General features: G+C 69.8%; 21 protein-coding genes and 1 pseudogene. 11 read left to right on the top strand and 11 right to left on the bottom strand.

Features of this window, described 5'->3' with window-relative positions; genetic code table 11:
- Window positions 1-2: 2 nt before the first annotated feature.
- Together D7Y11_RS22045 and mutM are read right to left on the bottom strand one after the other, a co-directional pair.
- Window positions 3-1,871 (bottom strand): TIGR04551 family protein, encoded by a 1,869-nt coding sequence (locus D7Y11_RS22045; protein WP_233607359.1) that lies wholly within the window; start codon window positions 1,869-1,871, stop codon window positions 3-5.
- A 79-nt stretch (window positions 1,872-1,950) separates the two neighbouring features.
- On the bottom strand, window positions 1,951-2,853 hold the full coding sequence (gene mutM, locus D7Y11_RS22040; protein ID WP_121752569.1) for a bifunctional DNA-formamidopyrimidine glycosylase/DNA-(apurinic or apyrimidinic site) lyase: 903 nt from the start codon (window positions 2,851-2,853) through the stop codon (window positions 1,951-1,953).
- A 146-nt stretch (window positions 2,854-2,999) separates the two neighbouring features.
- Here mutM and D7Y11_RS22035 point away from each other — a divergent pair, with 146 nt between their 5' ends.
- On the top strand, window positions 3,000-3,824 hold the full coding sequence (locus tag D7Y11_RS22035; RefSeq protein ID WP_121752568.1) for a M48 family metallopeptidase: 825 nt from the start codon (window positions 3,000-3,002) through the stop codon (window positions 3,822-3,824).
- Window positions 3,825-3,851: 27 nt separating this feature from the next.
- Here D7Y11_RS22035 and D7Y11_RS22030 read toward each other — a convergent pair whose 3' ends face one another.
- Both D7Y11_RS22030 and D7Y11_RS22025 read right to left on the bottom strand, forming a co-directional pair.
- Window positions 3,852-4,901 carry a YihY/virulence factor BrkB family protein gene (locus tag D7Y11_RS22030; RefSeq protein WP_121752567.1) on the bottom strand — a complete coding sequence of 350 codons (1,050 nt, stop codon included), beginning with the start codon at window positions 4,899-4,901 and terminating at the stop codon, window positions 3,852-3,854.
- A gap of 118 nt (window positions 4,902-5,019) precedes the next feature.
- Window positions 5,020-5,922 (bottom strand): MTAP family purine nucleoside phosphorylase, encoded by a 903-nt coding sequence (locus D7Y11_RS22025; protein WP_126934688.1) that lies wholly within the window; start codon window positions 5,920-5,922, stop codon window positions 5,020-5,022.
- Between the two features lie 191 nt (window positions 5,923-6,113).
- On the opposite strand from D7Y11_RS22025, the gene D7Y11_RS22020 reads away from it, so the two are divergent.
- On the top strand, window positions 6,114-6,830 hold the full coding sequence (locus D7Y11_RS22020; RefSeq protein ID WP_126934687.1) for a hypothetical protein: 717 nt from the start codon (window positions 6,114-6,116) through the stop codon (window positions 6,828-6,830).
- Window positions 6,831-6,900: 70 nt separating this feature from the next.
- Here the strand turns inward: D7Y11_RS22020 and D7Y11_RS44390 are convergent, their stop codons facing one another.
- The 4 genes and pseudogenes from D7Y11_RS44390 to D7Y11_RS22005 form a co-directional block, all read right to left on the bottom strand.
- Window positions 6,901-7,248 (bottom strand): EamA family transporter, encoded by a 348-nt coding sequence (locus tag D7Y11_RS44390; RefSeq protein WP_233607358.1) that lies wholly within the window; start codon window positions 7,246-7,248, stop codon window positions 6,901-6,903.
- A gap of 205 nt (window positions 7,249-7,453) precedes the next feature.
- Window positions 7,454-7,726: pseudogene (locus D7Y11_RS44385) on the bottom strand (DMT family transporter); the annotation flags it as partial.
- A 98-nt stretch (window positions 7,727-7,824) separates the two neighbouring features.
- Window positions 7,825-8,850 carry a tRNA epoxyqueuosine(34) reductase QueG gene (gene queG / locus D7Y11_RS22010; protein WP_120577260.1) on the bottom strand — a complete coding sequence of 342 codons (1,026 nt, stop codon included), beginning with the start codon at window positions 8,848-8,850 and terminating at the stop codon, window positions 7,825-7,827.
- A 3-nt stretch (window positions 8,851-8,853) separates the two neighbouring features.
- Entirely contained in the window at window positions 8,854-9,414 is a 561-nt protein-coding gene (locus D7Y11_RS22005; RefSeq protein WP_121753133.1) for a cob(I)yrinic acid a,c-diamide adenosyltransferase, read from the bottom strand.
- 171 nt (window positions 9,415-9,585) lie between these two features.
- On the opposite strand from D7Y11_RS22005, the gene D7Y11_RS22000 reads away from it, so the two are divergent.
- The 5 genes from D7Y11_RS22000 to D7Y11_RS21980 all read left to right on the top strand — a co-directional run bounded on the left by D7Y11_RS22000 (window position 9,586) and on the right by D7Y11_RS21980 (window position 13,919).
- Window positions 9,586-10,380 carry a thymidylate synthase gene (locus tag D7Y11_RS22000; RefSeq protein WP_121753134.1) on the top strand — a complete coding sequence of 265 codons (795 nt, stop codon included), beginning with the start codon at window positions 9,586-9,588 and terminating at the stop codon, window positions 10,378-10,380.
- Window positions 10,377-10,862, top strand: a complete 486-nt coding sequence (locus tag D7Y11_RS21995; protein WP_126934686.1) for a dihydrofolate reductase — start codon at window positions 10,377-10,379, stop codon at window positions 10,860-10,862. Before D7Y11_RS22000 ends, D7Y11_RS21995 begins: the two co-directional genes overlap by 4 nt.
- A gap of 63 nt (window positions 10,863-10,925) precedes the next feature.
- Window positions 10,926-11,153, top strand: a complete 228-nt coding sequence (locus tag D7Y11_RS21990; protein ID WP_126934685.1) for a hypothetical protein — start codon at window positions 10,926-10,928, stop codon at window positions 11,151-11,153.
- A 129-nt stretch (window positions 11,154-11,282) separates the two neighbouring features.
- Window positions 11,283-13,163: an FTR1 family protein gene (locus D7Y11_RS21985; protein ID WP_126934684.1), complete on the top strand. Its 1,881-nt coding sequence runs from the start codon at window positions 11,283-11,285 to the stop codon at window positions 13,161-13,163.
- Between the two features lie 12 nt (window positions 13,164-13,175).
- Window positions 13,176-13,919 carry a GlsB/YeaQ/YmgE family stress response membrane protein gene (locus D7Y11_RS21980; protein ID WP_126934683.1) on the top strand — a complete coding sequence of 248 codons (744 nt, stop codon included), beginning with the start codon at window positions 13,176-13,178 and terminating at the stop codon, window positions 13,917-13,919.
- On the opposite strand, the gene D7Y11_RS21975 is transcribed toward D7Y11_RS21980, so the two are convergent.
- A complete protein-coding gene (locus D7Y11_RS21975) occupies window positions 13,920-15,446 on the bottom strand; it encodes an MBL fold metallo-hydrolase (protein WP_126934682.1) in 1,527 nt (508 codons plus the stop codon). It lies immediately after the preceding gene.
- A gap of 17 nt (window positions 15,447-15,463) precedes the next feature.
- On the bottom strand, window positions 15,464-16,762 hold the full coding sequence (locus D7Y11_RS21970) for an HD domain-containing protein (RefSeq protein WP_120577252.1): 1,299 nt from the start codon (window positions 16,760-16,762) through the stop codon (window positions 15,464-15,466).
- A gap of 168 nt (window positions 16,763-16,930) precedes the next feature.
- Here D7Y11_RS21970 and D7Y11_RS21965 point away from each other — a divergent pair, with 168 nt between their 5' ends.
- From D7Y11_RS21965 to D7Y11_RS21955, 3 genes are read left to right on the top strand one after another with little or no spacing between them, the layout of a single operon-like run.
- Entirely contained in the window at window positions 16,931-18,031 is a 1,101-nt protein-coding gene (locus tag D7Y11_RS21965) for an ATP-grasp domain-containing protein (RefSeq protein WP_126934681.1), read from the top strand.
- On the top strand, window positions 17,922-18,398 hold the full coding sequence (locus D7Y11_RS21960) for a GNAT family N-acetyltransferase (protein ID WP_120556661.1): 477 nt from the start codon (window positions 17,922-17,924) through the stop codon (window positions 18,396-18,398). The genes D7Y11_RS21965 and D7Y11_RS21960 overlap by 110 nt, the downstream gene beginning before the upstream one ends.
- A gap of 42 nt (window positions 18,399-18,440) precedes the next feature.
- Window positions 18,441-19,970, top strand: coding sequence for a transglutaminase family protein (locus D7Y11_RS21955; protein ID WP_233607357.1), 1,530 nt, complete (start codon window positions 18,441-18,443; stop codon window positions 19,968-19,970).
- A 26-nt stretch (window positions 19,971-19,996) separates the two neighbouring features.
- On the opposite strand, the gene D7Y11_RS21950 is transcribed toward D7Y11_RS21955, so the two are convergent.
- Window positions 19,997-22,087, bottom strand: a complete 2,091-nt coding sequence (locus D7Y11_RS21950; protein ID WP_126934679.1) for a thioredoxin domain-containing protein — start codon at window positions 22,085-22,087, stop codon at window positions 19,997-19,999.
- Between the two features lie 161 nt (window positions 22,088-22,248).
- Here D7Y11_RS21950 and D7Y11_RS21945 point away from each other — a divergent pair.
- Window positions 22,249-22,860 (top strand): glycosyltransferase family 39 protein (locus tag D7Y11_RS21945; protein WP_148139224.1); only part of this gene is annotated, 612 nt, incomplete at its 3' end.

The raw sequence follows: 22,860 nt of genomic DNA, 5'->3' as shown, positions 1-22,860 counted from the left end.
GGCTAGAACCGGATGGCCAGCATGCCGCGGATGGCGTGCGCGGTGCTGAGCTCCTGGCCCGGCAGGTTCAGGTCCTTCAGGCCGTCCAGCGGGAAGAGGATGCCGTAGTCGATGCCCGCCACGAAGCCGTCCTCGGTGATGTAGCGCGCGCCGATGTCCGCCTCCAGGCCCAGGCTCTTGCTGATGTAGGACGGCGTCGACTCCGCGTAGAACGCCTGCGAGTAGATGACGCTGCCGTAGACGTCGAAGCCCTCCGCGATGGAGTACTTGAGGCCCGGCTTCACGTAGAACGCGTCGGTGACGCCATTGAGGATGGACCGCCACAGGATGACGTCCACGCGGTAGTCGCGGTTGAAGCGGAAGTTGCGGATGGCGTTGTCGCTGCAGCCGCCGTTGTCGCAGCTGTACTGACGGCCCTCCACGTCGCCCGGCGCGGTGTTGCCATCCGAGCCCGAGCCCTGACGGCCCGGGTAGTTGCCGAAGCCCGGCGCCCTGTCACCGGAGGCGAAGCCCATCTCGATGCCCAGGTGCAGCTTGTTCTCGATGACGTGGAACTCCGTCTGGAGCACGCCGCCGAACTGCGCGATGCGCAGCGACTGGGTGGTGGGGTCGTTGGCCGTGAGGGCGCGCCCGTCGATGGAGCCCAGCTGCGCGGCGAACTCGGCCTCGATGCGGAACTTCTTCTCCTCGTACTTGAACCACAGGTCCGGGATGTAGAGCGTGCCGCCGCGCGGGACGAACGCCGGCGTGGTGACGGTGATCGGGTTGGAGGGGTTCGCCACGTCGAACGGGACGCCCGTCTCCGACAGGGTGGAGTACCGCTGCGTGCGGTAGGTGAAGTACAGGCCGTAGTTGAGGACGCCCTGGTTGTTGTCCAGCTTGGCCTTCTGCTGCTGCTCGGTGTCGCGCCGCGCGATGGCCAGCACCAGGCTGTGCGCGTCGTCGGACTGGGTGAGGTCCACCGGCTCGCCCAGGGTGTTGGCCTTCTCCGTGGACAGGCCCTCCGAGTTGAAGTCCAGCATGGGCGTCACGTACCAGCCGGCGAACGGCTCCGTGACGAACTGGATGCGGTCCACCGTGTCGCCGTAGTCGCAGTCCAGGCAGTTGCCGTCGTTGCGCAGCATGCCCAGGCCCCAGTGGCTGCCCATGCGGCCGAAGCGCAGGATGCCCACCGGCGTCGTCACCTCACCGTACGCGCGCCGCACGATGACGGAGTCCTTGAACGCGTTGACGGCGGAGTTGGACGGGGACTCGTTCTCAGAGAAGAGCGTGAAGTTGTTGCGCCCATCCCCGCTGTAGGCGCTGTCCGGGTTGGAGCCCAGGAGGACGTTGTCCAGCGCGTCCACCTGCGCCTTGATGCGCACGTCCTCGGAGACGTTGAAGGACGGGTCCAGGCGGAAGCGCATGTTGGCGCCCGCCTGGGTCTGCTCGGAGGCGGAGCGCGGCGAGCGCGTCCACAGCTGGCGGCCCAGGGGCGTGCCGGAGGGCAGCGCGGGCTTGCCCAGGTCGAACTTGTAGAAGAGCACGGGGCGGACGCGCAGGTAGCCGTCCAGCGTGAACAGCTCCAGCTTGCGCTTCTCCTCCGTCCACTCCTCCTGCCAGTCGTTGTTGGCCACGGCCTGGGTGGCCGTCTGCGCGCGGATGTCCTCGCGCAGCTCCTGACGCGTGGCCTCCAGGCGCTGCTCCAACTCCTCGCGGCTGACGGAGCCCTCCGTGGTGGGGGCGGGGGAAACGGCGGCCGGAGCCGCGGGAGCCGCGGCGGGAGCCGACTCCTGGGGTGCCGAGGGCGTGGTGCCACCATCGGGCACCGGCGGCTGCGCGGTGGCCGTGGACGAGGCGACGAGCAGCGCCGCCAGCAGGACGTGAGACATGGTCAACGGTCTCCGGGGCCGCGACATGACGCGGCCGGGTGTAAAGGGCGGGCGATTCAAGCCATGCCCCCCTGGGGTGTCAACGTCTACGGGATCGGGGTTTCGGGCCGATGACGGCGGAAGCCGGCCCCTTCCCCGCCGCCGTCCCCTTCCGGGACGCGCGGACAGCAACCATGGAGAGCGGCTGACATTTCGGACAGAAATGCGTGGTGCGCCCACCCTGGGTGAAGGACTCCACCGTCGTTCCGCACTTCGAGCACGGCCCGTTCGCCCGTCCGTAGACGCGGAAGCGGTTCACGGAGCCCGCCTCCTCTAGATAGGTGATGTCCTCGCCCTCCTGCTCCTTGAAGGCGAAGTCGAACGCGGCGTGGATGGCCTTGGCCAGGTGCTTCCAGTCGTCAGGCGTGAGGGTGCCGGGCTTGCGCGCCGGGTGCAGCCCCGCGCGGAAGAGCGCCTCCGCGGCGTGGATGTTGCCCAGGCCCGCCACGCGGCCCTGGTCCATCAGCGCCACCTTCAAGTCCTGCTTGGAGTCCCCCACCGCCTCCTGGAGCTGGGGGCCAGTGAGCCCTTCCGTCAGGGGGTCTATCCCCAGGGCCTTCACCGAGGGCAGCTCCCACAACTCCTTCGCGGGCACGGGCTCCATGCGGCCGAAGAGGCGTGGATCACTGAAGTGGACCACGTGGCCGTCATCCAGGTGGAAGCGGGCGCGGCTGTGGGGGACGGGCTCGCCTTCCTTCCGGCGCACGAACTTGCCCGTCATGCCCAGGTGGGCCATCAGGCCGTGGCCGCCCTCCAGGCTGAGCAGCAGGTACTTCCCCTTGCGTTCCAGGGTGGTGACGCGTCCGGTGAGCCGGGTGAAGTGGGGCAGCTCCGCCCCCCGGAAGACGCGGGTGGGGTCCGCTTCCGCGCGCACGATGCGGTGGCCCTTGAACCAGCGCTCCAGGTTGCGCCGGGCGATCTCCACTTCCGGTAGTTCAGGCATCCAGGCGCCGGGGCATACCACCGGACTGTCTCCGGTGCATGTCCCCCGGTGGATGGCGCGCCGGGAAGGTGCTTGCCCGGAACGTGGCGGCACGGCTACGACGGGCCGCGAAGGCCTCCAACCCCCAAGAGAAGGACGACTCGCCCATGCAACGGATGGTCACCGCACTCCTGACCCTCACCCTGGCCTCGGGCCTCTCCACGGGCTGCGCCAAGCAGCGCGTGGGCGCGGAGAAGGCGATTGCCAGTGTCCTCATCTCCGACGAGCAGGAGAACCAGCTCGGCCTCCAGGTGAAGAAGGAGCTGGAGACGAAGGAGAACATCAAATACGTGGAGGACCCGCAGGTGCTGGAGTACGTCCGCGGCATCTCCGGGCCCATCCTCGCGCAGGCCAACAAGGACCGCTCCGGGGTGAAGTGGAAGGTCAACGTCATCAATGACCCGAAGACGGTCAACGCCTTCGCCACGCCGGGTGGCTTCCTCTACGTGTACACGGGCCTGCTGCTCGCGGCGGACACGGAGTCGGAGCTGGCGGGCGTGATGGCGCACGAGGCGGGCCACGTGGTGGGCCGTCACTCCGCGCGCGCCATGGTGAACGCCTACGGCCTGCAGGCCATCACCCAGGTGGCGCTGGGCCAGAACCCGGGCACGGCCGCGCAGATCGCCGCGCAGCTGGCGGGCGGAGGACTGCAGCTGGCGCACGGCCGCAGCGAGGAGACGGAAGCGGACGAGTACGGCGCGAAGTACTCCTCCGCCGCGGGCTTCGACCCCAACGGCCTCATCACCTTCTTCCAGAAGCTCCAGAAGGAGCAGGGCTCCACGCCGGGCGTGCTCAAGTGGCTGTCCACGCACCCCACCAACGAGGACCGCATCGCGCACCTGCGGAAGATCATCGCGCAGCAGGGCCTCAAGGGTGACCGCAACACCGCGGGTGGGCTGACGGCCATCCAGGCGAAGCTGCCCAAGCAGTAGTCACCCCTTTTCCGGTCCCCGGCGCTCTCAGTGCACGGACGGGTTGTCACTCCCGTCCTGCTCGAGCCCCGGGGGCTCCGGATCCTTGCCCTCCGCCACGCGGCGCTTGCGCTTGAACAGCGCGAGCCGCGTCTTCCGGGCGCTGGCGGCGCTCTTGGCCGCGCCGGGCGTCTTGAGGGGCGGCTCCAGGGGCGCGGGCTGGCCGAAGTCCCTCGCGCCCTTGGCCTTCCCCTGCGCGGAGGCGTGTTCGAGGATGGCGTTGAGCTCCCCTCCGAGGATGAAGATGAGCCCGGAGATGTAGAGCCACAGCAGCAGCACCACCACGCCACCGATGGAGCCGTAGGTGACGTCGTACTTGCCGAAGTGCTCCACGTACTGGGTGAAGCCCCAGGTGCTGCCCAGCCACGCCAGCGTGCCAAGCACGGAGCCCGGGGTGATGTACTTGAAGCGCTGCTTCACATCCGGCAGCAGGTAGTAACAGAGCGACAGCATCAGCATCACCAGCGCCGCGGTGAAGGGCCAGCGCAGCCAGGACCAGACGAGGTGGAACTCGTCGATGAGCGCCAGCTTGTCCGCCGCCCACGCCCCCACGCGCCCTCCCAGGAGCAGGATGGCGAAGGACAGGGGAATCAGCAGGCCGCCCATCAGCGTCACCATCAGCGCCAGGCCCTGCGTCTTCCAATAGGGCCGGGACTCCGACACGTCGTAGGCCATGTTGAGCGCCTTGCGCAGGGCATCCACGCCGCGCGACGCCGTCCACAGCGCCACCACGAGACCCACGGTGAGCAGCTTGGGACGCGTCTCCCCGACGATGGAGGTCAGGTGCTGGCTCACCACGCCCAGCGCGTCGCCGGGCACCAGCGGGCGGATGCGCTCCATCATCGCGTCCACGGCGCCGGGCGCGAACGGCATGTACGCCACCAGAGTGACGAGGAAGAACAGGAAGGGGAACAGGGAGAAGATGAAGTAGTAGGACAGCTGCGCCGCCACGTCGGTGACGGTGTCCTCTTCAATCTCCTTCCAGAAGCGACGCGCGAACTCCCTCCACGTCAGGTACTTGAGCCGTGGCAGCCCCATGTGCTTCCCCCTCCGGGTCTGTGGGGAGCCAATGTGGGGTCGGTCCGGGCATTCGGCAGCAGGCAGGCGGCCGAGCGCTCACGGTCAGAGGCGCTGGCGACGTGCCGGGTGTTGAACGCTAGACGAGCCCAGAGGGCAGGTAGCGGCCCAGCAGCGGGCGCAGGCGGCTCTTCACATCCGCGGGGATGCGGGTGCGGTCGGTGAAGATGGCCAGCGCGAGCGCGCTGGCGCAGCGGCAGGTGGTGGGCGTGCTCGCGATGCGGGGCAGCGCGCGGCGCAGGAGCGCGGCGCCGTGGGCGGTGACGGCGTCCAGCCGCTGGGTGAACTGCGGCAGGAGCGCTTCGGGCTCCTGGCCCACGGGCTGCGAGCGCCAGGAGTCGTGGTCGGTGGGCAGCGCGATGAGGGCATAGTGCAGCTCCGCCTCGCGGGCGAGCCGCGCCTCCGGCATGGCGGTGAGCCCCACCAGGTCCCCGCCCCACGTGCGGTACAGCTGGCTCTCCGCCTGGGTGCTCAACGAGGGGCCCTCGATGCAGACGTAGGTGGCGGAGGTGTGCACCTCCGTGTCGCTCGTCGTATCGCTCTTGGGGGCCGCGTCGATGAGCGTCTGGCGCAGGGTGGCGCAGAAGGGCTGGGCCAGCTCCACGTGCACGGCGACGTCGTCGTAGAACGTGCAGGGGCGGCGGTAGGTCCGGTCGATGACCTGATCCGGCAGGGCCAGGTGCAGCGGCTGGATGGAGTCACGCAGGCTGCCCACGGTGCCGGTGGCGAGGACGTGGGTGACGCCGAGCGTCTTCAGGGCGAAGAGGTTGGCGCGGTAGGGGGCGCGGGTGGCGTTGTGGACGTGGCCCTGGCCATGGCGGAAGACGAAGAGGATGGGGACGCCGTCCAGCTCCGTGGCGATGAGTGGGGCGCTGTGGGGCCCGAAGGGCGTCTCCACGGAGAGGTGTTCGCCGCGCCCCTGGAGTCCCAGGGCCTGGTAGAGGGCCTGGCCCCCGATGATGCCCACCTTGACCGCCGCCATGCGTCTCCTCTCGCCCGGTCGCCGGGCGTAGGCCTGACGATATCGCGGGGGGCTCGCCCAGGAAGCTCGGAAGACTGGTAGCTTTCACATTTGCCATGCGTCTTCTTCCGCGCCTCGTCGTCCTCAGCTTCCTGTTTGGAACCCCTGCCCTGGCCGGTCCCGTCCCGCCCGGATGCGAGGAGGACGCCACCATGTGCAAGGAGGACTGCACCATCGAGTACGGCGGCAACGGCGCCGCCATCAAGAAGCTGACACGCTGTTTCGACAGCTGCCTGGACAAGCGCACCCAGTGCACCCGCCAGTTCAACGCGGTGAACAACCGGGCGCCGGACGCACCGGAGGCCGCGCCCGAGCGCCGGACGAGCAAGACGGAAGCGGCCAAGCTGCGCGAAATCGAGGAGAAGGACCGCCGCCGCGAGGAGGACCCGTTCGGCGACGAAGAGAACAAGCAGCCGCGCGCGAGGCCGGTGCGCGACTCCTACGATGATCCGCCGGAGCCGCCCCCGGAGCGCACGGGCTACCGCGCGTCGGACGAGAAGCCCGCGAGGAACAACGGGCGGCAGCAGGCGGCCGTCCCGGCGAAGGCTCGGGAGCCGGAGCGCACGCCGCCCCCGCCCTCTCCGGCCGTGGCGCCTGACCCGGAGCCCCGTCGCTCGGAGGCCCCGGACATCGATGCGTTCGCGGAGCCTCCGCCCCGCGCGGATCCGCCCCCGCGCAAGCCCGAGCCGAAGCCCGTGGTAGCCGAGCCCGTGCAGCCGAGCCGCTCGGACGACGACGACGCGCCCGCCCCTCCGCCTCCGCCGGTGGCGAAGAAGGAGCCGCCGCCCCGTATCGCGCCGCCGCGTCCCACCGTTCCGGCGGAGCCCGCCCGGAAGGACATCTCCGAGTGGGACCCCAACGGCGACTGACGCCGTCTCCCGCACATCACGCAGCCAGAGGCCCTCCGCGAGGCATCCTGCCTTCGGGGGGCTTCGTGCTTCAGCCCGCGCGCACCACCACCGGCGCGGCCTTCACCGGCGCGCTCTGCGTCAGCCGCACGCCCACGAGCACCAGCGCGCCACCCAGCGCCAGCTCCCAGTGCAGCGCTTCACCCAGGAAGAGCCACGCGACGAGCGCCGTCACCGCCGGCTGCAGGTTGGAGAAGATGGCCACGCGCGACGCGGGCACCTTCGACAGCGCGTAGGACCAGAGCAGGTACGCCACCACCGACGTCATCAGCCCCACGTAGACGATGGAGGCCTTCGCCGCGGCGCTGGAGGCCCACAGCGCCGCGGGTTCCAGCACGAACGGGGCGAGCGGCAGCTGCAACACCGTGGCGACCGTCATCGTCCAGGCCGTCGCGCGCAGCGGCCCATGCTCCGTGGCCAGGGGGCTTTCCCTCCGTCGTGTAGACCACCCACGCCACCACCGCCGCGAGGATGAGCAGGTCTCCCACCAGCGTGCCCCTCGCGCTCGCGAGTCCCCGGCCCAGCAGCAGCACCACCACGCCCACCAGCGCCGTGAGGATGCCCGCCGTCGTCCGCGTGGACGCGCGCTCCCGGCCCAGCACCAGGCTGGCCACGTACACGCCCAGCGGCGTGAGCGCGTAGAACAGCGCCGCGTGCGCCGCCGTGGAGCGCGACAAGCCGGAGAAGAACAGCGTCTGGTTCACCGGCCCGCCCATCAGCCCCAGCAACACGATGCGCGGCCACGCATGGCGCGGCGGCAGCTTGGGCCCCGGCGTCACCGCGAGCAGCGTCACGAACGCGACGCCGCAGACGAGGAATCGCCACAGCACCACCGTGAACGGCGACAGCTCCGTCATCGCCCGCTTGGCGGCCAGGTACGTGCCCGCGCTGATCAGCACCTGCACCGTCAGCGCCGCGTACACCCGCCCGAGCGGCGGCGTCGCGGAGGACGGCGTCACGGCTCCAGTTGCAGAAGCGCCCATCGTGCGGCGCTGCGTACCAGCTCGCTGTCGTCGCCGCTGAGTTTTTCGAGCAGCGGCCGGGCGTGCACCTGCCGTGCGACACCGAGTGCATAGACAGCGTTGCGCCTCAAACCGTCGTAGCGCGCGCGCGCCAGCGCCGTGCCTGGAATGAGTTCCTTGTATTGCTCGGGTGTCAGCGCCGCCAGCTCCAGCGTGCCCAGCGACGCCACCGCGCGGGGCACGAAGCGCTCGTCTTCCGCGAACACCGGCTTGCGGTTCAGCGGGCACACCTGCTGGCAGATGTCGCAGCCGAAGATGAGGTTGTCGAACTTGAGCCGGAACGCCTCTGGCACGTCACGGTCGCGGTTCTCGATGGTCTGGTACGACAGGCACGCGCGCGCATCCACCTGCCGGTTGCCCACCAGCGCGCCCGTGGGACACGCCATGAGACACCGCCGGCAGGAGCCGCAACGGTCCGCCACCGGTCCGTCCGGATACGCGTCCACCTCCGCGTCCAGGATGAGCGTGGCCAGCAGCACCCACGAGCCGTGCGACTCCGTGATGAGACAGCCGTTCTTGCCCACGTAGCCCAGGCCGCCGCGAGCAGCCCAGACCTTCTCCATCATGGGCCCGCTGTCCACGCCGCCGTAGGTGCCCAGCCCCGGGTACCAGGCGTTGATGGTCTTGCGGAACGCCTTCATCCGGTCGCGCAGCGTGGAGTGGTAGTCGCGGCCTCTCGCGTACCGCGCGATGGGCGAGCCCTGCGAGGGCTCATCGTCCCGCCAGTAGTTGTTCGCGAAGGACAGCACCGTGCGCGCTCCCGGAAGGAGCACCGACACGTCGAGCCGCTCCTCCGCGCGCGACCCCATCCAATCCATGTCCGCGTCGTAGCCGGCCTCCAGCCACGACATCAGCGACGACGGAGGAATGGGCTCCGCGCGCGCGAAGCCGATGAGGTCGAAGCCCACGTCCTGGGCGAGCTGCCGGAGCCGGGCAGTGGGCAGTTGCGTCGCGTACACGGCTTACTTCGTCGGCTTCTCGGGGATCCACTTCACGTCCGGCAGGCCGGCGCGGAAGTTCACCAGCCGGGCCACCACGAAGAGCAGGTCCGACAGGCGATTCAGGTACATGGCCACGGCGGGCGGGGCCTTGTTCTCACGAAGCAGCGTCACCACCCGGCGCTCGGCGCGGCGGCACACCGTGCGGGACAGGTGCAGCGCCGCGGCCGCTTGCGAGCCTCCCGGGAGGATGAAGTGCGTCATCTTCGGCAGCTCCTCCTCGTAGCGGTCGATGTGGCGCTCCATCTCCTCCACCCACTCCGGGCGCAGCTCCGGGATGTGGGCCGCCGCCTTGGTGTGCGGCGGTGTGGCCAGCACCGCGCCCACCGTGAAGAGCTGGTCCTGGATGCGCTGGAGGAAGTGCTCCAGGTCCGCCGGCAGCGGGAACGTGCGAGCAAGGCCCAGCGTGGCGTTGAGCTCGTCCACCTCGCCGTAGGCGTCCACCAGCGCGTCGTCCTTCGCCACGCGGCCGCCGCCGAAGAGGCCTGTCTCTCCGGCGTCGCCGGTCTTCGTGTAAATCTTCATCTTCGCCTCTTTCGCGATGCGACGAGCACGCTGCCCGCTTCCGATTCCGAACAAACGGGAGTGAATCGGAAATCGGTTCGGAGTGAATCGGAAATCGGTTCGAAGTGGATCGGAAGTGAATCCGTAGTCGGAGCTTGCCCCCGCTGGGTCCGCGAAACTACACAGCCGGGCATGCGGCCATACCTGAGTCTGATGGAGCAGGTCCTGAAGCACGGGACGAAGAAGGGCGACCGGACCGGCACGGGGACGCTGAGCCTCTTCGGCCACCAGCTCCGCTTCGACCTCACCCAGGGTTTCCCCCTGGTGACGACGAAGAAGCTCCACCTGAAGTCCATCATCCACGAGCTCCTGTGGATGCTCCGGGGTGACTCCAATGTGCGCTCGCTCCAGGAGGTGGGGGTCACCATCTGGGACGAGTGGGCCACCGCGGACGGCAGCCTGGGCCCCGTGTACGGCCACCAGTGGCGCTCCTGGAACACGCCGGACGGCGGCCACGTGGATCAGATGCGGCAGCTGGTGGACGGGCTGAAGAAGAACCCGGACTCGCGCCGGCACCTGGTGAGCGCGTGGAACGTGGCGGACGTGCCCTCCATGAAGCTGCCGCCCTGCCACGTGATGTTCCAGTTCTACGTGGCCGACGGGAAGCTCTCCTGTCAGCTCTACCAGCGCAGCGCGGACATCTTCCTGGGGCTGCCCTTCAACATCGCGTCGTACTCGCTGCTCACGATGATGGTGGCGCAGGCCACGGGCCTCACCGCGCACGAGTTCATCCACACCCTCGGTGACGCGCACCTGTACCTGAACCACGTGGAGCAGGCGCAGGAGCAGCTGAAGCGCGAACCGCGCCCCCTGCCGCGCATGCGCCTGAACCCGGACGTGAAGGACCTGTTCGCCTTCCGCTACGAGGACTTCACGCTGGAAGGCTACGACCCGCACCCCGCCATCAAGGCGCCCGTCGCCGTATGAGCCCGAGCATCTCCGCCATCGTCGCCATGGCAGCGAACCGCGTCATCGGTCAGGGCAACACCCTGCCCTGGCGCCTGCCGCCGGACCTGGCGCGCTTCAAACGTCTGACCATGGGCCACACCCTGGTCATGGGTCGCAAGACGTACGACTCCATCGGGAGGCCGCTGCCCGGCCGCACCACCGTGGTGCTCACCCGCCAGCGCGACTGGGCCGCCCCACAAGGCGTCCACGTGGCCCACACCGTGGACGACGCCCTGCGACAAGCCGGAGACAGCGAGGTCTTCATCGCGGGCGGCGCGGACCTCTACGCGCAGACGCAAGCGCTGTGGCAGCGGCTCTACCTCACCCGCATCGAGCGGGACTTCCCCGGCGACGCGTTCTTCCCGTCCGTGGACCTGACCGGATGGAGGTTGGTGGAGGAGGACCGGCACCCGGAAGGCGACTTGCCCTTCGGTTTCTTCACCTACGAGCGTCAGGGCTAGCCCTTATTCCTGGCGTTCTCTGGCTGACTTACCGTGCGGGTTCCTCTCACCGAAGGAGCGTGCATGCGTCGTCGTCTGGTTCGTGGACTGGGGCTGTTCGCGGCGCTGGGCCTGGCGGCCTGTGGCGGGCCCATCGAGGAAGGCACGGCCGCGGAGCTGGGGGCGCAGGAGCAGGAGCTGCGGCTCTGCCCGGACAGCGGAATCTGTCCCGCCGGTGAGGTCTGCTACTTCGGCCCGGGCGGCGCCTGCTATCCGTGCCGGCAGTACCCGCAGTACTGCGAGCTCGATTAGCGCTGAGTCGTCCCCGGGAACACCCCGGGTGTTGACCCGAGTGCCCCCCTCGGTTCCTGAGGGGGGTCTCATAAATTGATCTTGATTCGCAGAATTGAACACCCGTGACGTGGTTGGTAGAAGACGGCCGTGAAACACGCCGCCTCCCTCACGTTGTGCCTGCTGCTCGCGCTGTCCTCTTCTGCCCGGGCTGAAGCTCCGGCTACCGACGAGGGGCGCACCTGGCACCGGCTGGTGGGCATCCTCCAGTACCTCCAGGCGGACTATCCGGCGGCGGTGTCGTCGCAGTCGGAGTTCGAGCTGACGGAGCAGAAGAGCTTCGCGGCGGAGGCACTGTCAGCGGCGAAGGACCTGGGCCCGGCGGCGGCCACGTTCGTGCCCCGCGTGGAGGCCATCCAGGCGCGCGTCAATGAAGCGAAGGACCCGGAGGGCGTGAGCCGCGACTGCGGTGAGCTGGTGGAGAGCCTGGTGCTGGCGGGTGGCCTGGCGCGCAGCCCTCGCGTGGCGCCGGACCTGGAGCACGGCAAGAAGCTCTTCCAGGCCAACTGCACGGCGTGCCACGGCGTGGAGGGCAAGGCGGACGTGGCCATCGCGGCCAACATGGAGCCTCGGCCGGCGAACTTCCACGACCCGGAGCTGATGGAGGACGGGCTCACGCCTTACAAGGCCTTCAACACCACCAGCTTCGGCGTGCCCGGCACGGCGATGCCGGCCTTCCCTACCCTCACCGAGGACGACCGCTGGTCGCTGGCCTTCTTCGTCTTCACCCTGCGCCAGCCGCCGTGCCAGGGCGAGCCGCCCAACGTGTCGCTGGAGCGGCTGGCCACGTCCACGGACGCGGAGCTGGCGAAGACGTTCGGCGCGGACAAGGTGGCGTGCCTGCGCCAGAACATGCCGGACGCGGACGAGGAGAAGGTGCTGCTCAACGCGCGCGCGGCGGTGGGCCACGCGATGCGCATGGGCGCGGAGGGCGACTACGTGGGCGCGAAGAACGCGCTCCTGGACGCGTACCTCAACGGCCTGGAGCCGGTGGAGCCCAAGCTGCGCGGGCGCGATCCGGAGCTCACCCAGAAGCTGGAAGAGGCCTTCATGCAGGCGCGGCTCGCCGCCGAGCGCAAGAGCCCGCACCTTCAAGACGAGGGGCGTGAACTGCTGTCGCTGTTGGACCAGGCGCGAAAGACGACCGGGAGCACCACGGACTTGCTGTCCGTGGCGTGGCTGACGCTGCTCATCCTGCTGCGTGAAGGTTTCGAGGCGACCATCATCGTCACGGCGCTGCTGGCCGCGCTGAAGAAGATGAAGGCCATGGACCAGGTGCGCGTGGTGCACGCAGGCTGGGTGTCCGCGCTCATCGCGGGTGCCCTCGCGTACATCGTGGGGCGCAAGCTGCTGGCGGGCGCGCAGCGCGAGTGGCTGGAGGGAATTACCGCGCTGGTGGCGGTGGGCATGCTGCTGTACGCGGCGCTGTGGCTCAACGCGCGCGCCAACGTGAGCCACTTCATGGGCGAGCTGCGCCAGAAGATGCAGGGCGCGCTGGGCCGGGGCAGCACGGTGGGCCTGTTCGTCATCGCGTTCACGTCCGTGCTGCGTGAGAGCTTCGAGACGGCCATCTTCCTCCAGGGCCTGGCGGTGGACTCCGCGGCGGGCGTGGTCTGGGGCGTGGTGGGCGGCATCGTGGCCCTGGCGGTGATGGTCCTCTTCATCAACCGCATGGGCTACCGGCTGCCCATGAAGACGCTCTTCAACCTCTCCACGGTGGTGATGGTAGTGACGGCGGTGATGCTGCTGGGCAAGGGCATCCACTCGTTGCAGGAGGTGGGCGCGCTGCCGCTGGTGCCGGTGCGCTTCATCTACGTGGACATGCTGGGCCTGTATCCGGATGCGCTGTCGCTGGTGCCGCAGGCGCTGCTGGCCGTGGCGCCGCTCGTCTACCGGGCCCTGCGCCGCCGCCCTCGCGAGGAGACGCCCACTTCCGGTGACAGCGCGACGCCGACGCAGCCCTTGCGGTAGCCTCAAGTCCTGGTGAAGCGCACACGTCTGTCCACACTTCTCGCCCTGCTGCTCGTGTCGGGCCTGGCCTCCGCCCAGGAAACCCCGGCCGAGCCGGCACGGGCTCCCGCCGGGAGCCTCACACCCCCACCGCTGGTGGGCGCGCCGGACGAGGACGTGCCTCCGCCACCGGACGTCACCCAGGGTGACGAGGTCCCGACGCGCACCTCCGTTCCCTCCCAGGCGCTGCCTTCCGTGAAGTCCGCGCCCGCCGCGAAGGACCCGGTGCCACGCGTGGCGGTGGAGGTGCTGAGCGGCACGGCGGGTGGCGTCGTGGGCGCGACGGTGCTGGGCTCGGTGGGGTACCTGCTGGGGTCCGCGACGGTGGGCTGTGACGAGTGCCTGGTGATGGCCGTCGCGGGCGCCGCGGCGGGAGGCATCATCGGCATCCCGGTGGGCACCTACGCGGGCGGCCGGTTCATGGGCGGGCGCGGCCGCGTGGGCGCGACGGTGGCCGGGAGCATGGTGGGCTGGGGCGCGACGTTCCTGGCGCTCACGCTGGTGAACAGCGGAGGCACGGATGCGCCGCCGGCCCTCAACGCCGCCCTCTTCATCCTGCCGGTGGTGGGCGCGAGCGCGGGCTTCGAGCTGTCCCACGCCAACGCCCTGCGCCAGGAGGCCGCGATGCAGGCAGCCCCCGCTCCGACCGTGCGCCTGATGCCCGTGGCCACCTACAGCAGCAAGGGCCCGCACCTGGGCCTGATGGGCAGCTTCTAGCTAAGCCCCGACGCGGAACCAGGTGAAGGACTCCTCGCGCACGCGGCCCTCCGCCACCAGCTTCTCCAGCGAGGCCAGGGCGCTGCGCTCCGCCACCGGATGCAGCAGGGGCGGCGTGTCCGCGTAGGCCGTGGCCACCACCTCCGCGAGCGTCGCGCCCGTCGCGGGTACGGCCTCCAGGACGAGGGCCTCGCGCTGGGCGCGGTGACGCAGGTATTCGTTCAGCTTGCCCGGGCCGTCCGGCACCGGTGACCCGTGCGCGGGGTACAGCGTGGTGACGGGCCAGTCGCGCAGCCGCTTCAGCTGCGTGAGGTACTCCACCATGTTGCCTTCCGGCGGGTCGATGACGATGGAGCCCACGCTCGCCACCATGTCGCCCACGATGGCCGCCTTGCTGCGCGAGTCCACCAGGCACAGGTGCCCACGCGCGTGCCCCGGCGTGTGCAGCACGTGCCAGCGCTGCACCATCGGCCCGTCCAGGTTCAGCACCTCGCCGTCTTCGAGCAGCCGCTCCACCGGGAAGTCCAACCGGTCCGCCGTGCGCGCATGGCACCAGAGCGGAATGCCCAGCCGCTCCTTCACCGCGAGCGCCCCGCCCACGTGGTCGCCGTGGTGGTGGGTGAGCACCACCGCCAGCGGACGAGCGCCCTCCGCCTTCAGACCCGCCACCAGCGACAGCAGCTTCGCGTACTGCTTCACGTCCGACGAACCGGGGTCCACGATGAGCAGGTCGCCCGTGCCCAGCACGTACGCGTTGGTGTGCGTCGCCGGAGGCAGCGTGGGCGTCTCCAGCGCCACCACGCGCACGCCGCGCTGGAACTCGATGCGCTGGGCCACGTAGCCCGGGCAGTACGGCGGCGTGCTCAGCTTCGCGCGCGCGTCCGCTTCGTCCGTGAACTCCGACAGCACCTGCAACGCGTGCTGCGCGGGCGGATGCAGCAGCGCCGTGCCGTCGCTCCAGCGCGACAGCGCGTCCTCCGGGCGGATCCACGCGCCCTCCGTCAGCTCGCCCGGGATGATGCTCGCCGCCGCGCCCTCCGGCAGCTCCACCAGGTAGAAGCGCGTGTCGAAGCGCACCGGGATGGCCGGCGGCGTCACCCAGCGCCCCGCGGGCTTGAGGTCCTCCGCGCGCAGGGACAGCGTGTGGCGCGTCAGCCACTCGCTCCACTTCACCGTGCCCGCGAGCAGCCCCGCGCGCCCCTCCTCCAGCGCCTCCGGAGACAGCTCACGCGCTCCTTCCGCCACCAGCACGCCCGCTTCCTCGAACAGCTCGCGCGCCGCCGCGGAGCGCAGCGCGGCCTCTTCGCCCTGGGCGCCCTGCACGGGGACGTCGTGGTCGTCCTTGTCCAGCTTGCCGCCGGGGAAGGCATAGAAGCCGCCCGCGAAGGTGAGCGCTCGCTCGCGCTTCACCCAGAACACCTCCACGCTGGCGTGCATGCGCCGGTAGAGGATGACCACCGAGGAGGGCCGGGGCTCCACGGGAGTGTGGGGCGCGAAGAGGCCCATGCCAGGAAGGGGCTCGCTCATGGTTGCACCGTCGTCCTTCAGGATTGCGTCGTCTGGCCGAGCAGCCGGCCCATCATCTCGCGCGCCCGCTCCGCCTGGTCCGGCCGGACGTAGAGCCGCGTCAGTCGCACCGCGCCACTGTAGCGCTGGTAGAGCGGCGTGTAGCGCGCCACCTCCGTCAGCCGCCCCGTGGACACATCCAGGATGAACAACCCCGGGTTGCCGCCGGCCCCGGAGGACCCCACGTACTTGCTGAGCGCTCCCTTGGACAGCACGGTGTAGTGCTCGAAGCCGCCGCTGGTGAGCGCGCTGTTGAGCACCTCCAGGTCGTAGCCGGTGTCGCGCTCCGTGAACTGCGCCAGCAGCTTGAAGCCCTGGCGGCGGCTGATGCGCTCCGCCCACCGGTTCTTCGAACGGCGCAGCGTGTACCAGAGCGCCGCGTCGTCGCAGAGGAGGAAGGCCTCCGGGTCGTGGGGAATCTCGAACTCGCCGGGCGTCTCCTCGTAGTACCGGCGCAGCATGTGGTCGAAGTTCACCGACGTGTGGTGCAGGTACACCGACACGAACATGTGGTAGCGGCTGAGCAGGAAGTCCTCGAACGCGAACGCCGCCGCGCGCGACAGGGCCAGCACCGCGCGCCCGTCCTTCACCGCCGGGTTCAGGTTGGAGACGATCCAATCCATGTCATACCGGCCGTAGTTCACGCCCGTGTAGAACGAGTCGCGCAGCAGGTAGTCCATCCGGTCCGCGTCCAGCTCGCCGGAGACGATGGCGCGCAACAGCGGCGTCCAGTCCACGCCCTTGTACGTGAAGCCCGGATCCTTGGGAGGCTTCGCGCCCGTAATCAGCGCCACCGCCGCCATGGGGGTGATGCCGCGCGAGCCGAACTCCTTCTGGATGATCTCCGTCAGCGAGCTGTCCAGGAGCAGCTTCGCCGTGTAGTCCTCGTGGGTCGCCTGCTCCCCTTCCGCCACGGAGTCCAACCAACCAGGCAGCCGCAGCAGGGACCGCCGGGGCGCGATGCGCTCGGAGGCGTGCGACAGGGGCATGTGCCCCAGGTCGTGGCAGAGGACCGCCAGGCGCACGGCGGTGCAGAAATGTTCACGCACATCGTCCGGCAGGTCGGAGCGGCTGGCCACGGCGTTGAAGACGCGCGAGGCGACGAACATGGCGCCCAGGCAGTGGGCATGGCGGGTGTGGGTGGCGCCGGGGAAGGCCATGTCCCCGAAGCCCAGCTGCCGGACGTAGCGAAGGCGTTGGTAGAAGCGACTGTCGATGACGGCCTTCTCCGGGTCGCTCACCGGGATGACGCCGTGGATGGGGTCGCGAATCCGCATGTCGTCCTTGTCGGGACCTGAAGCCGGGGGTGGCCGGTTTCCGCTCCGACGGGTCCACCCACCGTAGCGCATACCCTGGCAGGCGGTAGCCCTGTGAGGGACCGACCGGCCACCACGCCACAGGCTGGGAAGGTCCGTGGGGACGTGCTAACCCTCGGGGCACTCCGAATGCACATCATCCTGCTGCACAATCGTGACCACGACCTCCTCGAGGACGACCCCGGGCGCGAAGCCCGCGAGGACGTGGTCCGGGTGGCCGAGAGCCTGGCCCACGCGCTCAGCCGGGACGGCGTGGTCGCCGAGCCGCTCGCCATCGAAGGAGACAAGCTGGACTTCGTGGAGGCCCTGCGCTTCCTCCAGCCCGACCTCGTGGTGAACCTCTGCGAGTCGCTGGCCGCGGACAGCCGCGGAGAGATGGCCGTCCCCTGCCTGCTGGACGCGCTGGGCCTGCCGTACACCGGCTCGTCCGCCCTGTCGCTGGGGCTGGCGCTGCACAAGCCCAAGGCCAAGGACATCCTGCGCGCCCACGGCGTCTCCACCCCCGCCTCCTTCGTGGTGCGCAAGCGCGAGGACGCTCTGGCGGTGGACCTGCCGTGGCCCCTCATCGTGAAGCCCGCGCGCGAGGACGCCAGCGTGGGCATGGACTTCGACTCCGTGGTGACGGAGCGCTCGGCGCTCGTGCGGGCGTGCGAGTCCGTGCTGCGCACCTTCCACCAGCCCGCGCTGGTGGAGCAGTTCATCCAGGGGCGGGAAATCTACGTGCCCCTGCTCGGCAACAGCCCGCGTCAGGCGCTGCCGCTCACGGAGATCCACTTCGGTCGCGCGTTCGACGACCGGCCGAACATCGTGTCGTACCGGGCCAAGTGGGAGGCGGAGTCACCGGAGTACCGGGACTCGCCCACGGGGCCCTGCCGGCTCGACGCAGTGCAGGAAGCGCGTTGCATCCAGACGGCGTTGGAAGCATTTGCAGCGCTGGATTGCCAGGACTATGGACGCGTGGACCTTCGGGTGTCGCCCGAGGGTGTGCCGTACGTCATCGACATCAACCCCAACTGCGACCTTCACCCGGGCGCGGGGTACGCGAAGGCGGCGCAGGCCGCCGGCATGGACTACGCGACCCTGGCCTCGCGACTCGTGGAGGTCGCTCTCGAAAGAGCCCATGGAAATCCGCACACTCGAAAGAAAGGACCGGGAACCGCTCGCCGCGCTGATCCGGCGAATCGAAACCTTCTCGCAGGAGGAGCAGGACTGCGCCATCGAGCTGGTTGACACCGCGCTCACCGCGGGCAACCGGGACTACTCCATCCTCGTGGCGGACCGCGGGCAGGACGGCGGCGGGCTGGTGGGCTACTGCTGCTACGGCCCCACGCCGATGACGGAGCACGCGTTCGACCTGTATTGGATTGCCTCCGCGCCGGAAGTTCGCGGCCAGGGCATTGGCGCGCAGCTGGTGTCCTCCATGGAGGGCGACCTGCGCCGCCGCAAGGCGCGGCTCATCCGCGTGGAGACGAGCGCCACGGAGGCCTACGGCCCCACGCGCGGCTTCTACGCGTCCATGAAGTACGGCGAGGAAGCGCGCCTGCGCGACTTCTACAAGCAGGGTGACGACCTCATCATCCTGACCAAGCGCCTGTAGTCCCCCATCAGGAGCGAGCAGATGCCTTCCATGAACCGACCGATGCGACGCACCCGTCTGGGATTGTTGAGCCTGCTCGCCCTGCTGACGGGGGCGCCCTCCGCGGCCTGGGCCCAGGCCCCCGCACTGAAGAACCAGGTGAAGGCCGCGGCGGCCAAGGCGCAGGCGAAGACGTCCCAGGCCCCGCAGGCCCAGGAGCTCTCCGACGCGCTGAAGGCCCCGCGCCCCAAGGGCGGCGAGTACTTCGGCCTGTACCTGATGGACAAGAAGGTGGGTTGGTTCTTCACCGACCTGACGGTGCTGCCGGGCAACAAGGCGCAGAGCATCAACGAGCTCATCTTCAAGGCGCAGGTGGGCACGCGCGTGTCGGAGCGCGTGCACCGCGAGGTGCGCGTCTACGAAGCGAAGCCGGGCGGCAAGCTCCTGTCCTTCACCGTCACGCAGAAGGGCGACGGCGGGGACAACGAGCTGGTGGGCACGGTGACCGGTGACGCCTTGCGCGTGGTTCGCAAGCGCCCGGGTCAGCCGGATGAAGTGCTCAAGCCCATGCCGCTGCCGAAGGAGACGGTGGAGGACGCGGACCAGGCGCGCGTGGCGCTGCTTCAAGGCCAGAAGGTGGAGGGCTCGACGCTGGACGGCACGGACCTGGAGACCTACCGCACCGTCACCACGGTGGAGGCGCCCGAGGAGCAGATGCTGGGCGGCGTGAAGGTGAAGCTGTCGCGGGTGAGCACGCTGTCGGACAAGGAGAAGGTGCCAGTGGCGGCCTTCCTGACGACGGACGGCAAGATGGTGCGGGTGGACTTCGGCCAGACGATGCAGGCGCGGGCCGAGTCCGAGTCCGTCGCGAAGCGGATGGACCTGGTGGAGGTGTTCGGCCTCACGCGTGTGGTGCTGCCCAAGCCGCTGCCCGCGAAGGCGCGCGAGATTCCCGGACAGGTGAAGCTGGTGATGAAGAACCTGCCGGAGAAGTTCCAGCAGGACACGTACCGGCAGAAGTACCAGCGGCTGCCGGACGGCCGCGTGGAGGTGACGCTGCTGGCGGCGCCGCCTTCGCCCAAGGGCCGCATGGCCCGGCCGGTGGCGGACCCCGACAAGGGGGAGAACCTCAAGTCCACGCTCGCGGTGGAGGCGGACGCGCCGGCCATCAAGGCGCAGGCCAAGAGCATCATCCGCGAGGAGAAAGACGCGTACACGGCGGCGCGGATGTTGTCCGCGTGGGTGTACAGCAACCTGCAGAAGGACTACGGCGCCAGCGCGGACCGGGCCACGGACGTGCTGCGCCAGAAGAAGGGCGACTGCACGGAGCACTCGCTGCTCACGGTGGCGATGCTGCGCGCGTCCGGCATCCCCGCGCGCCGCGTGGACGGCGTCATCTACATGGTGAACTCCGACGGCGTGCCCGCGCTGTACTGGCACGAGTGGGTGGAGGCCTTCGTGGGCGAGTGGACCCAGTTGGATCCGACCTTCAACCAGCCCGTCGCGGACGCCACGCACTTCTACGTGGGCTACGAGGGGAACGCGGAGATCACGCCCCTCATCGGTTCGCTCCAGGTCACGGACGTGAAGTAGTCGCGGCGCGCGTCCCCGTGGCCGCGTCAGTGGCCCGGGGCCGCCACCAGCCGCTCCGCGAGCAGGCCCGATTCCGTGACGGGCCGCTCGCAGACGAAGCCGCGGCAGAGGTACGCGGCGCCCTTCCCTTCCACCGGGTCGCGTCCCTCGAAGAGCTCCTGGAGGCGCGCGGGCGGAGCGGAGCCCGTGTCGTTCCAGCCGAAGGAGAACACCGGCGCGTAGGTGCGGTTCGCGGCGGCCAGCAGCGGCGCCACGGCCTCGCGAGTCCCCGCGAAGGTGACGCCAGACGCGCCGTCCACCAGCGAGTCCGCGGCAAGCCCCAGGTGGCCATAGCCCATGGGGTTGCGCACCAGCTGATCATGCAGCTTGGCCACGTAGTGCTCCGGCTGGTCCAGGTGGCACACGTCACCGGTGAGCGCGGAGAGCGTCACCTGCGCCTCCGTCAGCGTGGACGCGCCTGACGGGAAGGCGTTGTCGAAGAGGGAGTAGGCCGCCACCACCAGGTCCTTCTGTCCCCGGGGCGCGGACAGGTACGCCTGCTTCTCCTCGTCCCAGAACAGCTCCACCGCGCGGTGCGCGAGCGCGTCCGCCGCGTCCAGGTACTTCGCGTCGAAGGTGGCCTGGTAGAGCGCGGTGAGGCCGGAGGCGAAGTCACCATAGTCCTCCAGGAAGCCGTCGATGCGGCCCTGGCCATGCTGGTACGAGCGCAACAGCCGCTTGCCATCCCACATCTTCGCGAGCACGAAGTCCGCCGCGCCCGCCGCCAGCTTCGCCCAGTCCGGACGGTTGAACACGCGCGAGGCCAGCGCGAGCCCGCGGATCATCAGCCCGTTCCAGCCCGCCAGAATCTTGTCGTCGCGGCCCGGCTTCACTCGCTGCTCGCGCAGGAGGAAGAGGACGCGGCGCGCTTCCGCCAGCTCCTTCTCCACCGCCTCCACGGGGCGGCCCTGCTCCTTCGCGAGCTGCTCCACGGGGACGACGACCTCCAGCACCGTGGCGCCGTGCTCGAAGTTGCCTCCGGGCTTGATGCCGAAGTGGCGCAGCACCGTGTCCGACTGCTGGCCCACGGACAAGGCCGCGCGGACCTCTTCGGGATGCCAGACGAAGAACTTCCCCTCCTCGCCTTCGCTGTCCGCGTCCTGCGTGGCGTAGAAGCCGCCGTCCGGGTCGGTCATCTCGCGGCGGACGTACTCGACGGTCTCCTCCACGACCTTGCGCCAGAGCGGCCGTGACTCCACCTGCTCTGCCTCCGAGTACAGGTGCAGGAGCTGGGCGTTGTCGTAGAGCATCTTCTCGAAGTGGGGCACCAGCCAGCGCTCGTCCACGGAGTAGCGGTGGAAGCCGCCGCCCAGCTGGTCGTAGATGCCGCCCAGGGCCATGCGCTCCAGCGTGCGGAACACCGCGGCCTTGAGGGGCTCGCCGCCGCCGCGCCGCCACGCGCGCAGGAGCAGCGCCACGTTCATGGGATTGGGGAACTTGGGGGCGCCGCCGAAGCCACCGTTCACCGGATCCATGCGTTTCAGCATGGACTGGCCCATGGCGACGATGTCCTCCGCGGACAGGTGCGCGGGAGCGGCGTCCAGTCCGTGGGTGGACAGTTCGCCCAGGCCCTCCTGGAAGCGCCGGGCTTGCTCCTCGATTTCGTCCGCCTTGTTCTCCCAGGCGTCGCGCAGCGCGGTGAGCAGGCGCGGGAAGCCGGGCCGGCCGTAGCGGTCCGAGGGGGGAAAGTAGGTGCCGCCGTAGAACGGGCGCAGGTCGGGAGTGAGGAACACGGTGAGGGGCCAGCCACCGCCCTGCCCCATGAGCTGCACGACGCCCTGGTAGATTTGATCCAGGTCGGGGCGCTCCTCGCGGTCGACCTTGATGTTGATGAAGCCCTCGTTCATCAGGCGCGCGATGTCCGGGTGCTCGAAGGACTCGTGGGCCATGACGTGGCACCAGTGGCACGCGGAGTAGCCCACGGAGAGCAGGATGGGCTTGTTCTCCGCGCGAGCGCGGGCCAGGGCTTCGTCCCCCCAGGGGTACCAGTCCACGGGATTCGTGGCGTGCTGGCGCAGGTACGGCGACGGCTCCTGGGCCAGACGGTTGGTATGAGCGGAGGGGGGATGGTCTGCCATGGGGTACTCCCGGTGTGCTGCGGCTGCGCGGCCCTTCACATTGTGAGCCTGGGTTCGCGGGGGCAAGCTGAAATGGTCTCACTCCCCGCTGGCCAACGGCCCTCCGGTGCGCTTTGTCCGGGGGCGTGCGTGCGTCCGCCCACTCCAGCCCCGGCCCGGGAATGAAGACGTGCCTTGTCCTGGTGGGGCTGGGCGTGGGGGTGCGGCTCGCGCTGGCGCTGGGAACGGACGTCTACTTCGACGAAACCTATTACTGGCAATGGGCCCAGCATCTCGCATGGGGATATTTCGACCATCCGCCGATGGTGGCGTGGCTCATCGCCGCGCTGGGCATCCGGGGGACGGCGCTCCTGTGCGGGCTGGGGACGGGCGTGGCGGTGTGGGGGCTGGCGCTGGACGTGTATCGGTCCAGGGACGCGGCCTGGAGGGCGCTGGCGCTGTGGAGCGCGGTGCCGGTGGGCATCCTCTCCGGAGTCTGGGCCACGCCGGATTCGCCGATGCTGCTGTTCTGGGCGCTGGGGCTGTGGGCGCTCTACCGCGAGAAGTGGGTGCTGGCGGGGCTGACGTGTGGGCTCGCGCTGCTGTCGAAGTATCCGTCCGTGCTGCTGGGCCTGGCGTTCATGGTCGCGGCGCTGCGGGCTCGGCGGTTGCCGGCGGGCGCGTGGGTGACGGCGGGGCTTGGGTTGCTGTGCTTCCTCCCGGTGGTGTTGTGGAACGCGAGCCATGAGTGGGTGGGCTTCAAGTTCCAGCTGAACCACGGCCTGGGCGGGCGC

Origin of the sequence: Corallococcus sp. AB018 (genome assembly GCF_003986945.1) — a bacterium.
GTDB lineage: Bacteria > Myxococcota > Myxococcia > Myxococcales > Myxococcaceae > Corallococcus > Corallococcus exiguus.
Note: the sequence above shows the minus strand (reverse complement) of the source record. Positions and strands in the feature narration are given on the sequence as shown.

Bases quoted from the DNA above. Each gene is read 5' to 3' on its own strand.
- D7Y11_RS22000 (WP_121753134.1), top strand. From the start codon at position 9,586: ATGCGGCCATACCTGAGTCTGATGGAGCAGGTCCTGAAGCACGGGACG.
- D7Y11_RS21965 (WP_126934681.1), top strand. From the start codon at position 16,931: ATGCACATCATCCTGCTGCACAATCGTGACCACGACCTCCTCGAGGAC.
- D7Y11_RS22025 (WP_126934688.1), bottom strand. From the start codon at position 5,922: ATGGCGGCGGTCAAGGTGGGCATCATCGGGGGCCAGGCCCTCTACCAG.
- D7Y11_RS21950 (WP_126934679.1), bottom strand. From the start codon at position 22,087: ATGGCAGACCATCCCCCCTCCGCTCATACCAACCGTCTGGCCCAGGAG.
- D7Y11_RS21970 (WP_120577252.1), bottom strand. From the start codon at position 16,762: ATGCGGATTCGCGACCCCATCCACGGCGTCATCCCGGTGAGCGACCCG.
- D7Y11_RS22020 (WP_126934687.1), top strand. From the start codon at position 6,114: ATGTGCAAGGAGGACTGCACCATCGAGTACGGCGGCAACGGCGCCGCC.
- D7Y11_RS21960 (WP_120556661.1), top strand. From the start codon at position 17,922: ATGGAAATCCGCACACTCGAAAGAAAGGACCGGGAACCGCTCGCCGCG.
- D7Y11_RS21975 (WP_126934682.1), bottom strand. From the start codon at position 15,446: ATGAGCGAGCCCCTTCCTGGCATGGGCCTCTTCGCGCCCCACACTCCC.
- D7Y11_RS44390 (WP_233607358.1), bottom strand. From the start codon at position 7,248: ATGACGGTCGCCACGGTGTTGCAGCTGCCGCTCGCCCCGTTCGTGCTG.
- D7Y11_RS22005 (WP_121753133.1), bottom strand. From the start codon at position 9,414: ATGAAGATTTACACGAAGACCGGCGACGCCGGAGAGACAGGCCTCTTC.
- D7Y11_RS22030 (WP_121752567.1), bottom strand. From the start codon at position 4,901: ATGGGGCTGCCACGGCTCAAGTACCTGACGTGGAGGGAGTTCGCGCGT.
- D7Y11_RS21990 (WP_126934685.1), top strand. From the start codon at position 10,926: ATGCGTCGTCGTCTGGTTCGTGGACTGGGGCTGTTCGCGGCGCTGGGC.
- D7Y11_RS21955 (WP_233607357.1), top strand. From the start codon at position 18,441: ATGCGACGCACCCGTCTGGGATTGTTGAGCCTGCTCGCCCTGCTGACG.
- D7Y11_RS22045 (WP_233607359.1), bottom strand. From the start codon at position 1,871: ATGTCTCACGTCCTGCTGGCGGCGCTGCTCGTCGCCTCGTCCACGGCC.
- D7Y11_RS22035 (WP_121752568.1), top strand. From the start codon at position 3,000: ATGCAACGGATGGTCACCGCACTCCTGACCCTCACCCTGGCCTCGGGC.
- D7Y11_RS21995 (WP_126934686.1), top strand. From the start codon at position 10,377: ATGAGCCCGAGCATCTCCGCCATCGTCGCCATGGCAGCGAACCGCGTC.
- mutM (WP_121752569.1), bottom strand. From the start codon at position 2,853: ATGCCTGAACTACCGGAAGTGGAGATCGCCCGGCGCAACCTGGAGCGC.